This is a genomic window from Rhizobacter sp. P1_G5 (assembly GCF_056405435.1).
This window is the reverse complement of the sequence record NZ_JBFUCB010000012.1, coordinates 15,178-29,071: the sequence shown is the minus strand read 5'-3', so window position 1 is coordinate 29,071 and position 13,894 is coordinate 15,178. Positions and strand designations below refer to the sequence as shown.

Genomic DNA, 13,894 nt, shown 5'->3' with positions numbered 1-13,894 from the left:
GGAGGATTCGTAGACGGGGCAACCGGCGAAGCATGAAGGACCGAGCCAGTTTGCCAGTTCCTGGGCCCCTGCAATCAACCCGCCCTGCGGCGACCCGAACGGGCAGCGCTTGCCGCGAAACGATGCGAACGACACGCCCGACAGTTCAAGCGCTCGGCCGACCCGCATCGCGCACTGGTTGTCGAAGCCCGGAGGTGGGCTGCCCGTGCTCGGATCCACGCAGGGATTGAATCGAGGGTAGTTCTGCCATAGCGTCTCGAATTTCAGCTGAGTCATTCGCGTTTCCCTGTGATGAGGCCGGCGACTCTAGAACCTGAAATCGTTCGCGCGCCGTTTCTCGCGCATGAGAACGACACCACCCTGTGTGCACTGCGACGGTGCATCTCTCTCTTGTGGGAAATCGTTGCCACTGTCATCTGCCGGTGTTGCAATCGATCGCCGACGCCGAGCATCACGATGCCGTGACCCGGGCCGCCGGCACTCCACTCACAGGAAGGACAACACGATGACTTCGCACACCAAAGGCAACAGCACCATCACCACCAAGGACGGCGTCCAGATCTTCTACAAGGACTGGGGCACGGGCCAGCCGATCGTCTTCTCGCACGGCTGGCCGTTGAGTTCCGACGACTGGGACACGCAGATGCTGTACTTCCTCTCGAAGGGCTACCGCGTGATCGCCCACGACCGCCGGGGCCACGGCCGCTCGACCCAGACCTGGGACGGCAACGACATGGACCACTATGCCGACGACCTGGCCGCGCTGACCGAGGCGCTGGACCTGCGCCATGCCATCCACGTCGGCCATTCCACCGGCGGTGGCGAGGTGGCGCGCTACCTGGGCCGCCACGGCAGCAAGCGCGTGGCCAAGGCCGTGCTGATCGGCGCGGTGCCGCCGGTGATGCTGAAGAGCGAGAGCAACCCGCAAGGCCTGCCGATCGAGGTGTTCGACGGCATCCGCGCCGGCGTGGCCGGCAACCGCGCCGAGTTCTACCGCGACATCACGCTGCCGTTCTACGGCTACAACCGCCCGGATGCGAAGGTCTCCGAAGGCATCCGCCAGCACTGGTGGCTGCAGGGCATGGCCGGCGGCATCAAGGCCCACCACGACTGCGTGAAGGCCTTCTCCGAGACCGATTTCACCGAAGACCTGAAGAAGATCGACGTGCCGACGCTCGTGATGCACGGTGACGACGACCAGATCGTGCCGATCGCCGATTCGGCGCTGCTCGCGATCAAGCTGCTGAAGAAGGGCACGCTGAAGGTCTACCCGGGCCTGCCGCACGGCATGTGCACGACGCACCCGGACGTGATCAATCCGGACCTGCTGTCGTTCTTCAAGGACTGATCTCCTCGGCCCGGCTACGATGCCCTCTGCACAGCCGTTGCAGGGGGCCTGTCTTGCCGAGTGTCGACATTGTTCCCATCACGGAATCCCACGCCAGCGGATTCCACGCCTGCCTCGATGCCGTGGCGCGCGAGAAGAAGTACCTTGCCCAGATCGAGGCGCTTCCGCTCGCACGGGTCGAGGCCTTCGTCCGTGAGAACGTTGCCGCGGACGCAGCGCAGTTCGTGGCGGTTGATGGGTCGGTCGTCGTCGGTTGGTGCGACATCTTCCCCGCCTGGGCCGCGGCCGTCAGCCATCGAGGGACGGTCGGCATGGGCGTGCTGCCTGCCTATCGAGGCAAGGGACTCGGGCGGCGGCTTCTTTCGGCCTGCCTGGCCAAGGCGACTGCCCAGGGCATGACCCGCATCGAACTGGAAGTGCGGGCCGACAACGAGCGCGCGATCCGGTTGTATGAAGGGCTGGGCTTTGCGCGCGAGAGCGTCAAGCGCCACGGGATGCGGTTCGACGGCGTGTACTACGACTCGGTCGACATGGGGCTCGTCCTCTAGAGCGAAGACCCAGACTTAGCGACCGAACCCGAAGATCCAAGCCAGCTTCTGCAGCGGGCTGCGCCCCAGGCGCACCAGCGACAGCGTCGGGTACGAGCTGCGTGCCTTCGGCATGCGGTGCGGCCGGGCGAGGGGCATCCGGGTCGTCACCGGAGAACGGGGGGCGAACTGCATGGCGGGCTCCGTGGAGGGCAGGGTGTGCACAGCATCGCGCGGATCGGCGTGCGCCGCCATCCTCCGTTCGCGCGGTTGCCGGTCGCTCTTTTGGGGGGGTGACGGCGCGCAGCGGGCACCCTTCCTGCAATGTCCGGGTGAGCGTTCGTCGATGCGGGATTGCGATCCCGCAGCTTGACGAACAGGTCGCGAACTCACGCGAATTGCCACTCTTGCCACAGGACGTTTCCATGTCCAGCGACACTTCCGATACCAACTCCCTCCTGCTGCCGATAGCTCGGCGCCGCGGCTCACTGGCGGTTGCAATTCTGTTCACCGCCGTCGTCGCCGCTTGCGGCGGCAACGAAAGTGGAAACGGTTCCTCTTCTGGCGATCCGGTGGGCGGAACGCCGCCGGCTCCGGCACCGAGCCCCGCACCGGCTCCTGCCCCGTCTCCTGCCCCATCCCCGAGCCCGGCACCCGCTCCGGCCCCTTCGCCGAGCCCGTCCCCGGCACCCGCTCCCGCCCCCAGCCCGTCGCCGGCTCCGGCCCCAGCACCAGCCCCCGGCCCGATGTCCGCCCGCGATGCCGTGCGCCTGGCCGACCAGGCCACCTTCGGCCCGACCGAAGCGCTGGTCGCGACGATCAAGGCGAAGGGCGCCAGCGCCTGGATCGCCGAGCAGCTCGCGCTGAAGACCTCGCGCTACACCAGCGGCAAGGGCAGTGGCGAGTACCACCAGTACGTCGACCGGCCGGACTTCTGCACGCCGGCGATGGAGCCGAACTGCTTCCGCGACTACATCTCGACCGATCCGCTGATGTGGGATTTCTACCGCAACGCCGTCGGCCAGCCCGACCAGCTGCGCCAGCGTGTCACCTTCGCGTTCCAGCAGCTCTTTCCGCTGAATAACGCCGAGGTGCTGGGCACCTACGGCTTTCGCAACTACTACAACGCGATGCTCGACAGCGCCTTCGGCAACTACCGCGACCTGCTGAAGAAGATCACGCTGTCGCCGCTGATGGGCGACTTCCTGAACAACGCCAACAACGACAAGGGCGCGCCGAACGAGAACTTCGCGCGCGAGCTGCTACAGCTGTTCAGCATCGGCACCTGCGAGCTGAACCTCGACGGCAGCCTGAAGGGCGGCAAGTGCCAGCCGACCTACAACAACGAGACGGTGCGCGCCTATGCCTATGCGCTGACCGGCTGGACCTATCCGCCGGGCGGCAAGCACCCGAACGGCTGCTGGCCGACGGGTGCCAATTGCCGCTACTACAACGGCGACATGGTGCCGATCGACAAGTACCACGACACGCAGGCGCGCACGCTGCTCTCGGGCGTGGGCCTGGCCGCCGGCCACAAGGCACCGGCCGCGCTGGAGTCGGTGCTCGACAGCGTGATGGCGCACCCGAACATCGGCCCGTTCATCGGCCGCCAGCTGATCCAGCACCTGGTCAGCAGCAACCCGTCGCCGGCCTATGTCGCGCGCGTGGCGACCGCCTTCAACAACGGCAGGTTCGCGAGCTTCGGCAGCGGCGCGCGCGGCGACCTGGCGGCCACGGTGGCGGCCGTGCTGCTGGATGCCGAGGCGCGCGGCGACAGCGTCCCCGCGCAGGGCGGCAAGCTGCGCGAGCCGGTGCTGATGTTCACCGGCGTGCTGCGCGGGCTGAACGGCACCACCGACGGCGAACCCTTCAACTGGTACTGGGGCGGCAACCTGCAGCAGCGGGTCTTCAACCCGCCGTCGATCTTCAGCGACTACCCGCCCGACTACCCGGTGGCCGGCACCGGCGGCCTGGTCGGCTCGGCCTTCGGCATCCACAACGCCAACACCGCGCTCGCGCGCATGAACTACCTGCTGTACCTGATCGACTGGGGCGGCAGCGGCGTCGATGCATCGATCCCCGGCGCCACCGGCACCAAGGTGAACCTCGCGTCGTTCACCGATTCGGCCGACGATGCCGGCGTGCTGGTCGACCGCATCTCGATGGTGGCGCTCGGCCGGTTGCTGCCGGCCACGCCGCGCGCCTCGGTGGTGAAGGCCGTCGAGCGCTGGACGCAGGCCACCGACGGCAACAACTGGAAGACCAGCCGCGTCAAGCGCGCGGCCTACCTGGTCTACGCCTCTCCCGACTACCAGATCCAACGCTAGGACGCCCGCCATGAACGACCCGAAGATCCTCATGAACCGACGGCGCTGGCTGGCGCGCTCGGGCCTGGGCCTGGCCGGTGCACTCGGCGCCGGCACGCTGGGCAACCTGCTGGGCGCGCGCCCCGCGTATGCCGCCGACTACAAGGCGCTGCTGTGCATCTTCCTGTACGGCGGCAACGACGGCCTGAACACCRTCGTGCCGACCGATGCGGCGCGCTACAACCAGTACGCCGCCGTGCGCGGCAAGCTGGCGATCCCCAGCAGCCGCCTGGTGCCGCTGGCCGGCATGACCTACGGGCTGCACCCGGCGCTGGCCGGCCTGCAGGCCGCGGCCGACGACGGCCACATCGCGCCGGTGTTCAACGTCGGCCCGCTGATCAAGCCGCTGACCAAGGCCGAGTTCCGCGCCGCGTCGTCCAGCGTCGGCGTGCTGCCCGATTCGCTGTACTCGCACTCCGACCAGCAGTACCTGTGGGAGAACGGCACCGGCGATTCGCTCGAGCCCACCGGCTGGGGCGGCCGCGCCTCGGACGCGCTGGCCACCGTGAAYCCGGTGATCTCGCTGAGCGGCACGCCGCGCTTCGGCATCTCGCGCACGCACACGCCGCTGGTGCTGCCGAACACGCCGGGCGACACCTTCGGCGCCTACGAGATGCAGCCCGAAGACCTGAAGGTCGCGTGGAAGGCCGAGCGCAAGGCGGCCATCGATGCGATGTACCAGCAGCAGCAAGAGCTCGCGCTGGCCAATGCCTACACGGCGATCCAACGCGACGCCTTCAGCGTGTCGGACCGGCTCTCGGGCCTGGTGAAGATCGTGCCGGGCGGCGCCGGGGCCACCGCCGCGATCGACACCGCCTTCGCACCGCTGATCTCGGGCGGCAAGATCGGCACCGGCCTCGGCCGCCAGCTGTACCAGATCGCGAAGCTGGTGTCGGGCAACGCGACGGTGCAGGGCAACCGGCAGATCTTCTTCGCGCAGATGAGCGCGTTCGACACGCACGGCAACCAGGCCGTCGACGGCAGCCCGGCCGACGGCCAGCATGCGCAATTGCTGAAGGAGCTGGGCGATGCGCTGGGCGCGTTCTACCGCGCGATGAAGGCGCTGGGCCTGGGCGAATCGGTGACGGCCTTCACGCAGAGCGATTTCGGCCGCACCTTCGTGCCGAACAACAGCATGGGCACCGATCACGCCTGGGGCAATCACCACCTCGTGGTGGGCGGCGCGGTGAAGGGCGGGCGCGGCTACGGCAGCTACCCCGACCTCACGCTCGGCGGGCCGAACGATGTCGGCGTCGACACCTGGGAGCAGCAGGGCCGCTGGATCCCGACCTCGTCGGTGGACCAGTACGCGGCCACGATGCTCGGCTGGTTCGGCGCGAGCGATGCGCAGCTGCGCACGGTGCTGCCGAACCTGGCGAACTTCGGGAGCGCGACGAAGCTGGGGTTTCTCTGAACCGCCGGCTCAGGCGGGCACGACCCCGTCGCGCCCATACAGCCGCGTCAGCAGCGCCAGCTCGTGCGCATGGACCGGCTTCACCTGGTCCCAGCTGAAGCGCCATTCCCAGTAGCCCGAGGGCTTGCCGGGGAAGTTCATGCGGTCGGTGCCCGGCAGCCGCAGCACGTCCTGCATCGGGTGCACGGCGGTATCGGCCACCGACGCGCAGGCGGTGCGGATCAGGTCCCAGGCGATGTCGGCGCCGTCGGTCGGCAGGTAGGCCGACGCATGGCGCCGCTGTGCCTCGGTGGCGGTGGCCCACCAGCCGAGGCTGGTGTCGTTGTCGTGCGTGCCGCTGTAGACGACGGTGTCGGCCTCGTGGTTGTGCGGCAGGAACGGGTTGGCGCTGTCGCCGCCGAACGCGAAGTGCAGGATGCGCATGCCGGGCAGCGAGAACTTGCGGCGCAGCGCCTCGACGTCCGGCGTCACGACGCCCAGGTCCTCCGCGATGATCGGCAGCGTGCCCAGTGCCTCGGCGATGGCATCGAACAAGGCCTCGCCCGGCCCCGGCCGCCAGTGGCCGCGGATCGCGGTCTCTTCGCTGGCCGGGATCTCCCAGTAGCTCGCGAAGCCGCGGAAGTGGTCGATGCGCACGATGTCGACCAGCTCGAAGGTGCGGCGGATGCGCTCCACCCACCACGCATAGCCCTCGGCCGCATGCGCGCTCCAGCGGTACAGCGGGTTGCCCCAGCGCTGGCCGGTCTCGCTGAAGAAGTCCGGCGGCACGCCGGCCACCACCGTCGGCTGCCCCGTCGCATCGAGTTCGAACAGGTCCTGCCGCGCCCACACCTCGGCGCTCTGGTAGGCGATGAAGATCGGCGCATCGCCGATCACCTGCACGCCGCGGCTGGTCGCGTGGTCTTTCAGGCGCTCCCATTGCACGAAGAACTGCCACTGGCAGAACTTCCAGAACGCGATGCGTTCGGCATGCTGCAGGCGCGCCGCCGCGAGCGCGGCCGGCTCGCGCTGCGCGAGGCCGGCACCCCAGTCGCACCACGGCGCCCAGTCGTGGTGGTCGGCCAGCGCCATGAAGAGCGCGTAGTCGTCGATCCAGCTCGCGTGTTCGGTGCAGAAGGCCTGCAGCTCGTGCGCCTGCTGCGGCGTGACGGTGGCCGCGAAGCGCCGTGCGGCGCGCGCCAGCCGGTCCATGCGGTAGGGCCAGACGGCCGCGAAGTTCAGCCGGTGCGCCTCGATGCCGTCGGGCGGCAGCAGCTCGTCGGCGGTCAGCCAGCCGTGCCGGCCGAGCTCGGCCAGGTCGATCAGCAGCACGTTGCCGGCAAAGGCCGAGCTGCTCATGTAGGGCGAGTTGCCCGGGCCGATGCCGCCCAGCGGCAGCATCTGCCACAGCCGCTGCCGCGCCGTCGCGAGCCAGTCGACGAAGTGGTACGCGGCCGGCCCGAAATCGCCGCTGCCGTGCGGGCCTGGCAGCGAGGTGGGGTGCAGCAGCACGCCGCTGGCGCGGGGGAATCTCATGGTGGCTGTCCCTGGGTCACGGTGGCAAAGACCAGCAGCACGAGGCTGTGTGCCGCCAGCGCCAGCGGAGTGTGCACCATCGGCTGCTGCGGCGACACGGCCGCCGTGTCGAGCAGCACCCGCCAGCGGCCGGGTGGCAGCGCGAACGGCAGGTCGGTGTCGCCGGCGTTCATCATCAGCAGCAGGGCCTCGCCGGGCTGCCCCGGTGCGCCGATGCGGGCACCGAGCACCCGCTGCGCCGGATCGCCCCAGTCCTCGCCCGCGAGCGGCGTGCCATCGGCCTGCAGCCAGCCGAGGTCGACGCGGCCCTGCGCATCGGCGACGCCGCTGTACCAGCGGTCGGCCAGCGGCCGGTGCGCGCGGCGCAGTGCCAGCACCTGCGCGGTGAACGCGATCAGCGCTTCATCGGCACGCGACCAGTCGATCCAGCTGGTCGCGTTGTCCTGGCAGTAGGCGTTGTTGTTGCCGCCCTGCGAATGCCCGAGTTCGTCGCCGGCGCACAGCATCGGCGTGCCCTGCGACAGCAGCAGCGTGGCCAGCAGCGCGCGCTGCAGCCGGCCGCGCAAGGCCCGCACCACCGGGTCGTCGCTCGGGCCCTCGACGCCGGCGTTCCAGCTGTGGTTGTGGTCGTGCCCGTCGCGGTTGCCTTCACCGTTCGCCTCGTTGTGCTTGCGCTCGTGACTGACCAGGTCGGCCAGCGTGAAGCCGTCGTGCGCGACGATGAAGTTGACCGAGTCGGCCGGCGCCCGACCATGCACCTGGAACAGGTCCGACGAGGCGCACAGCCGCTGCGCCAGGTCACCGCGCGTGGTCTCGCCGCGCAGCCAGAAGCTGCGCACCGTGTCGCGGAAGCGGTCGTTCCATTCGGCCCAGCCGGTTGGGAACTGGCCGAGCTGGTAGCCGCCGAAGCCGATGTCCCACGGTTCGGCGATCAGCTTCACGGTGGACAGCAGCGGATCCTGCGCGATCGCGTGGAAGAACGCGGCGTCGGCGTCGAAGCCGCCGCCGGTGATCCGGCTGCGGCCGAGCACCGGCGCGAGGTCGAAGCGGAAGCCGTCGACGTGCATCTCGCCGACCCAGAAGCGCAGCGAATCCATCACCAGCTGCAGCACGCGCGGATGGCCCAGGTTCAGCGTGTTGCCGGTGCCGGTGTCATTGACGTACAGCGCGGGGTTGTCGGGCCGCAGCCGGTAGTACGCGGCGTTGTCGAGGCCGCGGAAGTGGATCGTGGGCCCGAGCTCGTCGGTCTCGGCGCTGTGGTTGTAGACCACGTCGAGGATCACCTCGATGCCGGCCGCATGCAGCCGCCTGACCATCGCGCGGAACTCGTCGCGCGCCGAGGCGCCCGGCGATGCGAGCGCAGGGCTCGGGCAGAAGAAGCCGATGGTGTTGTAGCCCCAGTAGTTGCGCAGCCCCATGCGCACCAGGCGTTCCTCGTCGATCGCCTGGTGCACCGGCAGCAGGCTGACCGCGGTGACACCCAGCCGCTTCAGGTGCGCGATGGCGGCGTCGCTCGCCAGGCCCGCATAGGTGCCGCGCTGCGCCTCGGGCACGCCGGGATGCAGCCGGGTGAAGCCCTTCACGTGCAGCTCGTACAGCACCGTGTCGGCCAGCGGCGTGCAGGGCGGCGCATCCGTACCCCAGTCGAAGCCGTCGCGCACGACGCGCGCCTTCAGCGCCCGTTCTCCATCCCACTCGAAGCGGCCGACGATCTCGCGCGCATACGGGTCGAGCAGCAGCTGGTCCGGGTTGAAGCGGTGCCCGCGCTCCGGCTGCCACGGGCCGTGCGCGCGCAGGCCGTACACCAGCCCCGGCTGCGCGCCCGGCAGGTAGCCGTGCCACACCTGCTGCGTGTGGCCGGGCAGGGCGGTGCATGAGCGCTGCTGCGTGCCGGTCTCGTCGAACAGGCACAGGTCGATGCCTTGCGCATGTTCCGAGAAGACCGCGAAGTTGATGCCGTGGCCGTCCCAGTGCGCACCCAGCGGCCACGGGCGGCCCGCCTCCAGGCCTGTCATCAGGTGGCCGACCACTCGAGGAACACGGTGGCCAGCGGTGGCAGCGTCAGCATCACCGACTGCGCGCGGCCCTGCCACGGCACGTCTTCCGAGCGCGCGGCGCCGAGCGGCGTGCCGACGTTGCTGCCGCCGTAGTGCGCCGAATCGGTGTTGATGCGCTCGCGGTACTCGCCCGGCCGCGGCACGCCGACGCGGAACCCCTGGCGCACCGTCGGTGTCAGGTTGGCGACGACCAGCACGGTAGCGCCCCCGTGGCGGCCGTGCCGCACGAAGCTGATCACCGAATGCTCGGCATCCTGGTGGTCGATCCACTCGAAGCCGGCCGGGATGAAATCCTGCTCGTACAGCGCCGGCGTGGCCCGGTAGAAGCGGTTCAGGTCGCGCACCAGCCGCTGCATGCCTTCGTGCAGGCCATCGGAAAGAAGATGCCAGTCGAGGCTCTGGTCATGGTCCCACTCGCGCTCCTGCGCGAACTCGCCGCCCATGAACAGCAGCTTCTTGCCCGGGTGCCCGAACATGAAGCCGTAGTAGGCCCGCAGGTTCGCGAACTTCTGCCAGCGGTCGCCCGGCATCTTCGCGATCAGCGAGCCCTTGCCGTGCACCACCTCGTCGTGCGAGAGCGGCAGCACGAAGTTCTCGTTGAAGGCATACACCAGCCCGAAGCTCATCTCGCCGTGGTGGTGCTTGCGGTGCACCGGGTCGCGCGCCATGTACTTCAGCGTGTCGTGCATCCAGCCCATGTTCCACTTGTAGTGGAAGCCGAGGCCGCCGGCGAAGGTGGGCCGCGACACCGCCGGGAAGGCGGTCGATTCCTCGGCCAGCGTGACGGCCTGCGCCCGCTCGATGCCCACCACCTCGTTCATGCGCTTCAGGAACGCGATGGCCTCGAGGTTCTCGCGCCCGCCGTGCACGTTCGGGATCCACTCGCCCGGCTCGCGGCTGTAGTCGCGGTACAGCATCGAGGCGACCGCATCGACGCGCAGCCCGTCGACGTCGTAGCGCTCCAGCCAGTACAACGCATTGCCGACCAGGAAGTTGCGCACCTCGGTGCGCCCAAGGTTGTAGATCAGCGTGTTCCAGTCGTTGTGGAAGCCTTCGCGCGGGTCGGCGTATTCGTACAGGTGCGTGCCGTCGAACTGCGCGAGGCCGTGCACGTCGCTCGGGAAATGCGCCGGCACCCAGTCGAGCAGCACGCCGAGGCCGGCCGAATGGCAGCGGTCGACGAAGCGCCGGAAGCCCGGGCCGTCGCCGAAGCGCGCGGTGGGCGAATACAGCCCCACCGGCTGGTAGCCCCACGAGCCGTCGAACGGGTGCTCGCTGACCGGCATCAGCTCGAGGTGCGTGAAGCCCATGTCCTGTGCATACGGCACCAGCGTGTCGCCGAGCTCGTCCCAGCTCAGCCAGCGGTCGCCTTCCTCGGGCTTGCGGCGCCACGAGCCGAGGTGCACCTCGTAGATGCTGACCGGCGCGTCGAGCGCGTTCGACTGCTGGCGCTGCGCCGAGGCCGGCGCGAGCCGCGGCATGTGCGAGACCACGCTCGCGGTGGCCGGCCGCAGCTCGGACTGCAGCGCGTACGGGTCGGCCTTCTGCGGCAACACGTGGCCGTCGGCGGTGCGGATCTCGTACTTGTAGCGCGCGCCTTCGGCGATGCCGGGCAGGAAGATCTCCCACACGCCGCACTCGCGGCGCAGCCGCATCGGGTGGATGCGGCCGTCCCAGTGGTTGAAGTCGCCGACCACGCTGACGCGCGACGCGTTCGGCGCCCACACCGCGAAGCTGGTGCCGCTGACGCCTTCCATCACGCGCACCTGCGCGCCCAGCGTCTCGTACGGCCGCAGGTGCGTGCCCTCGGCCAGCAGCCACACGTCGAGCTCGCCGAGCACCGGCGGGAAGCGGTAGGGGTCGTCGACGGTGGAGACGCTGCCGTCGGCCCAGGTGAACTGCAGGCGGTGCGTGCCGGCGGCGCTGCCGAGCATGCCCTCGAACACGCCGTCGGGGTGCAGCTGCGTCAGCAGCGACAGCGGCTGGCCGCTGGAGACATCCACGGCCAGCGCCGCGCGGGCACCGGGCTGGAAGCAGCGCAGCCAGCGCTGCCCGCTCGTATCGACGTGCGCGCCGAGCACCGAGAACGGATCACCGTGGCGGGCGTGGCGGATGTCCTCGATCTCGGCGGCGGTCAGCATGGGAGGCGGTGGCAACGACGGGGTGTCATTGTCAGGCAACCGATCGCAGCGCCGCTGCGGCCTTCAGCTCGGGGTCGATGTTCCAGATGTCGCGCGCGTACTCGCGGATCGTGCGGTCGGCCGAGAACGCGCCCATGCCGGCCACGTTGGCGATCGCGCGCGCGATCCAGGCCTCGCGGTGGCCATACAGCGTGTCCACGCGTTGCTGCGTTTGCACGTAGGCGTCGTAGTCGGCGAGCAGCAGGTAGTGGTCGCCGCCCCACAGCAGTGAATCGACGAGTGGGCGGTAGCGGTCGTGCTCGTCGGGCGAGAACAGGCCGCCGGAGATCGCGTCGAGCACCGCCTTCAGCGCCGGGTTGCCGTCGTAGTGGCGCATCGGGTGGTAGCCCGAGGCCTTCAGCGCCTGCACCTCGGGCGTCTTCAGCCCGAAGATGAAGATGTTGTCGTCGCCGACGCTCTGGCGGATCTCGATGTTCGCGCCGTCGTCGGTGCCGATCGTCAGCGCGCCGTTCAGTGCGAGCTTCATGTTGCCGGTGCCCGAGGCTTCGGTGCCGGCAGTGGAGATCTGCTCCGACAGGTCGGCGCCCGGCATGATGACCTCGGCCACCGAGACGCCGTAGTTCGGGATGAACACCACGCGCAGCTTGCCGCCGACGCGCGGATCGGCGTTGACCACCGTGCCCACGTCGTGGATCAGCCGGATGATCGACTTCGCCGTCTGGTAAGACGACGCGGCCTTGCCGGCGAAGATCACGGTGCGCGGCACCCAGGGCAGCGTCGGGTTCTCGATGATCGCCAGGTAGCGCGTGACGACGTGCAGCACGTTCAGCAGCTGGCGCTTGTACTCGTGGATGCGCTTGACCTGCACGTCGAACAGGCTGCCCGGGTCGACGTGGATGCCGGTGTGGCGCTGGATGTGCTCGGCCAACCGCTTCTTGTTGTTGAACTTGATCGCGGCGAACTTGCTGCGGAAGGCCTCGCTGCCGGCGTGCTCCTTCAGCTGCGCGAGCTGGTCGAGGTCGAGCCGCCAGCCGCGGCCGAGCGTCTGGTCGAGCAGGTGCGCCAGGCCCGGGTTGGCCTGCGCCAGCCAGCGCCGCGGCGTGACGCCGTTGGTCATGTTCGTGAAACGGCTCGGGTACAGCGACGCGAAGTCCGCGAAGATGGTCTTGGTCAGCAGCTCGGAATGCAGTGCCGAGACGCCGTTGACCTTGTGGCTGCCGACGATCGACAGGTTGGCCATGCGCACCCGGCGCTCGCCCGATTCGTCGATCAGCGACAGGCGCCGCAGGAAGCCGTCGTCGCCGGGGCGCTGCTTGGCCGCCAGGTCGAGGAACTCCTGGTTGATGCGGAAGATGATCTCCAGGTGGCGCGGCAGCACCTGCTGCATCAGCGACACCGCCCAGGTCTCGAGCGCCTCGGGCATCAGCGTGTGGTTGGTGTACGAGAAGGTCTTCTGCGTGACCTCCCAGGCGGCGGCCCAGGGCATCGCGTGGTCGTCGCACAGCACGCGCATCAGCTCGGCCACGCCGATCGCCGGGTGCGTGTCGTTCAGGTGGATCGCGACCTGGTCGGCCAGGTTCTGCAGGCTGTCGTGCTCGTCGAGGTGGCGGGCGACGATGTCCTGGATCGACGCGCTGGTGAAGAAGTACTCCTGGCGCAGCCGCAGCTCGCGGCCGGCCGGGGTGCTGTCGTTCGGGTACAGCACCCACGAGATGTTCTCGTACTCGTTCTTGACGCTGGCCGCGCGGGCGTAGTCGCCGGTGTTGAAGGCGTTCAGGTCGATGTGGGCGGGCGCGGCCGCCTTCCACAGGCGCAGCGTGCTGACCTTCTGCGTGCCGTGGCCGGGGATCACCATGTCGTAGGCCTTGGCCTCGACCGAGCCGGCCGGGCGCCACACCGGGTGCGTCTTGCCGTCGTGCATGTGCTGCTCGACATGGCCGCCGAAGCGCACCGGGTAGCTGATGCCGGGCCGCGGGAACTCCCACGGCGTGCCGTCGGCGAGCCAGGGGTCGGGGTGCTCGACCTGGCGGCCGTGCGCGATGCCTTGCGCGAACATGCCGTACTCGTAGCGGATGCCGTAGCCGAACGACGGCAGGCCGAGCGTGGCCATCGAGTCGAGGAAGCAGGCGGCCAGCCGGCCCAGGCCGCCGTTGCCGAGCGCGGCATCGGGCTCGTGGTCGGCCACGTCTTCGAGCGTCTGCGCGTGCAGGGCGACGGCCGCGGCGGCCGGTTCGCGCAGGTCGAGTGCCGCGAGCGCGTTCGACAGCGTGCGGCCGATCAGGAACTCCATCGACAGGTAGCAGACGCGGCGGGCTTTCGCGGTTCGCTCGATGGCCTGCGTCTGGACCCAGCGCTCCGACAGCTGCTGGCGTGYGACCTGGGCCACGCCGTGCATCAGGTCGACCGGGGTGGCGGCGGGCGGCGCGACGCCGACGGTCTTCAGCAGCTGCTCGTCGAGGCTGGCCTGCATCTGCTGGGGGGTGATCTGTTGTGTCATGGAGGGGGAGCTCATCGGCGGGGATCCTG

At 69.4% G+C, this 13,894-nt stretch carries 10 protein-coding genes; 4 read left to right on the top strand and 6 right to left on the bottom strand.

Features of this window, described 5'->3' with window-relative positions; genetic code table 11:
- The coding region (locus AC1D12_RS02095) for a T6SS effector amidase Tae4 family protein (RefSeq protein WP_477838631.1) at window positions 1-276 on the bottom strand (276 nt) is incomplete at its 3' end.
- A 229-nt stretch (window positions 277-505) separates the two neighbouring features.
- Here AC1D12_RS02095 and AC1D12_RS02090 point away from each other — a divergent pair.
- Together AC1D12_RS02090 and AC1D12_RS02085 are read left to right on the top strand one after the other, a co-directional pair.
- The gene (locus AC1D12_RS02090; RefSeq protein WP_477825421.1) at window positions 506-1,348 is read left to right on the top strand and encodes an alpha/beta fold hydrolase; all 843 of its coding nucleotides are present in this window, start codon (window positions 506-508) and stop codon (window positions 1,346-1,348) included.
- A gap of 53 nt (window positions 1,349-1,401) precedes the next feature.
- Window positions 1,402-1,896: a GNAT family N-acetyltransferase gene (locus AC1D12_RS02085; protein WP_047502149.1), complete on the top strand. Its 495-nt coding sequence runs from the start codon at window positions 1,402-1,404 to the stop codon at window positions 1,894-1,896.
- Window positions 1,897-1,911: 15 nt separating this feature from the next.
- Here AC1D12_RS02085 and AC1D12_RS02080 read toward each other — a convergent pair whose 3' ends face one another.
- On the bottom strand, window positions 1,912-2,070 hold the full coding sequence (locus AC1D12_RS02080) for a hypothetical protein (RefSeq protein WP_477825422.1): 159 nt from the start codon (window positions 2,068-2,070) through the stop codon (window positions 1,912-1,914).
- 551 nt (window positions 2,071-2,621) lie between these two features.
- On the opposite strand from AC1D12_RS02080, the gene AC1D12_RS02075 reads away from it, so the two are divergent.
- On the top strand, window positions 2,622-4,202 hold the full coding sequence (locus AC1D12_RS02075) for a DUF1800 domain-containing protein (RefSeq protein ID WP_477838629.1): 1,581 nt from the start codon (window positions 2,622-2,624) through the stop codon (window positions 4,200-4,202).
- 10 nt (window positions 4,203-4,212) lie between these two features.
- Complete coding sequence (locus AC1D12_RS02070; protein WP_477838628.1) at window positions 4,213-5,655, top strand: DUF1501 domain-containing protein; 1,443 nt, start codon at window positions 4,213-4,215, stop codon at window positions 5,653-5,655.
- Between the two features lie 9 nt (window positions 5,656-5,664).
- Here AC1D12_RS02070 and malQ read toward each other — a convergent pair whose 3' ends face one another.
- Genes malQ through AC1D12_RS02050 form a run of 4 tightly spaced genes read right to left on the bottom strand, consistent with a single transcriptional unit; the run spans window position 5,665 to window position 13,880 of the window.
- A complete protein-coding gene (malQ, locus tag AC1D12_RS02065; RefSeq protein WP_477825425.1) occupies window positions 5,665-7,170 on the bottom strand; it encodes a 4-alpha-glucanotransferase in 1,506 nt (501 codons plus the stop codon).
- Window positions 7,167-9,200 (bottom strand): glycogen debranching protein GlgX, encoded by a 2,034-nt coding sequence (glgX, locus tag AC1D12_RS02060; protein ID WP_477838626.1) that lies wholly within the window; start codon window positions 9,198-9,200, stop codon window positions 7,167-7,169. The genes malQ and glgX overlap by 4 nt, the downstream gene beginning before the upstream one ends.
- Window positions 9,185-11,368, bottom strand: coding sequence for a 1,4-alpha-glucan branching protein GlgB (glgB, locus tag AC1D12_RS02055; RefSeq protein WP_477827282.1), 2,184 nt, complete (start codon window positions 11,366-11,368; stop codon window positions 9,185-9,187). The genes glgX and glgB overlap by 16 nt, the downstream gene beginning before the upstream one ends.
- Before the next feature lie 31 nt (window positions 11,369-11,399).
- Window positions 11,400-13,880 (bottom strand): glycogen/starch/alpha-glucan phosphorylase, encoded by a 2,481-nt coding sequence (locus AC1D12_RS02050; protein WP_477838624.1) that lies wholly within the window; start codon window positions 13,878-13,880, stop codon window positions 11,400-11,402.
- Between the last annotated feature and the right edge of the window lie 14 nt (window positions 13,881-13,894).

What these genes read in the sequence shown, in the direction of transcription:
- glgB (WP_477827282.1), bottom strand. Translation starts at nt 11,368, where the DNA reads ATGCTGACCGCCGCCGAGATCGAGGACATCCGCCACGCCCGCCACGGT.
- AC1D12_RS02090 (WP_477825421.1), top strand. Translation starts at nt 506, where the DNA reads ATGACTTCGCACACCAAAGGCAACAGCACCATCACCACCAAGGACGGC.
- AC1D12_RS02080 (WP_477825422.1), bottom strand. Translation starts at nt 2,070, where the DNA reads ATGCAGTTCGCCCCCCGTTCTCCGGTGACGACCCGGATGCCCCTCGCC.
- AC1D12_RS02075 (WP_477838629.1), top strand. Translation starts at nt 2,622, where the DNA reads ATGTCCGCCCGCGATGCCGTGCGCCTGGCCGACCAGGCCACCTTCGGC.
- malQ (WP_477825425.1), bottom strand. Translation starts at nt 7,170, where the DNA reads ATGAGATTCCCCCGCGCCAGCGGCGTGCTGCTGCACCCCACCTCGCTG.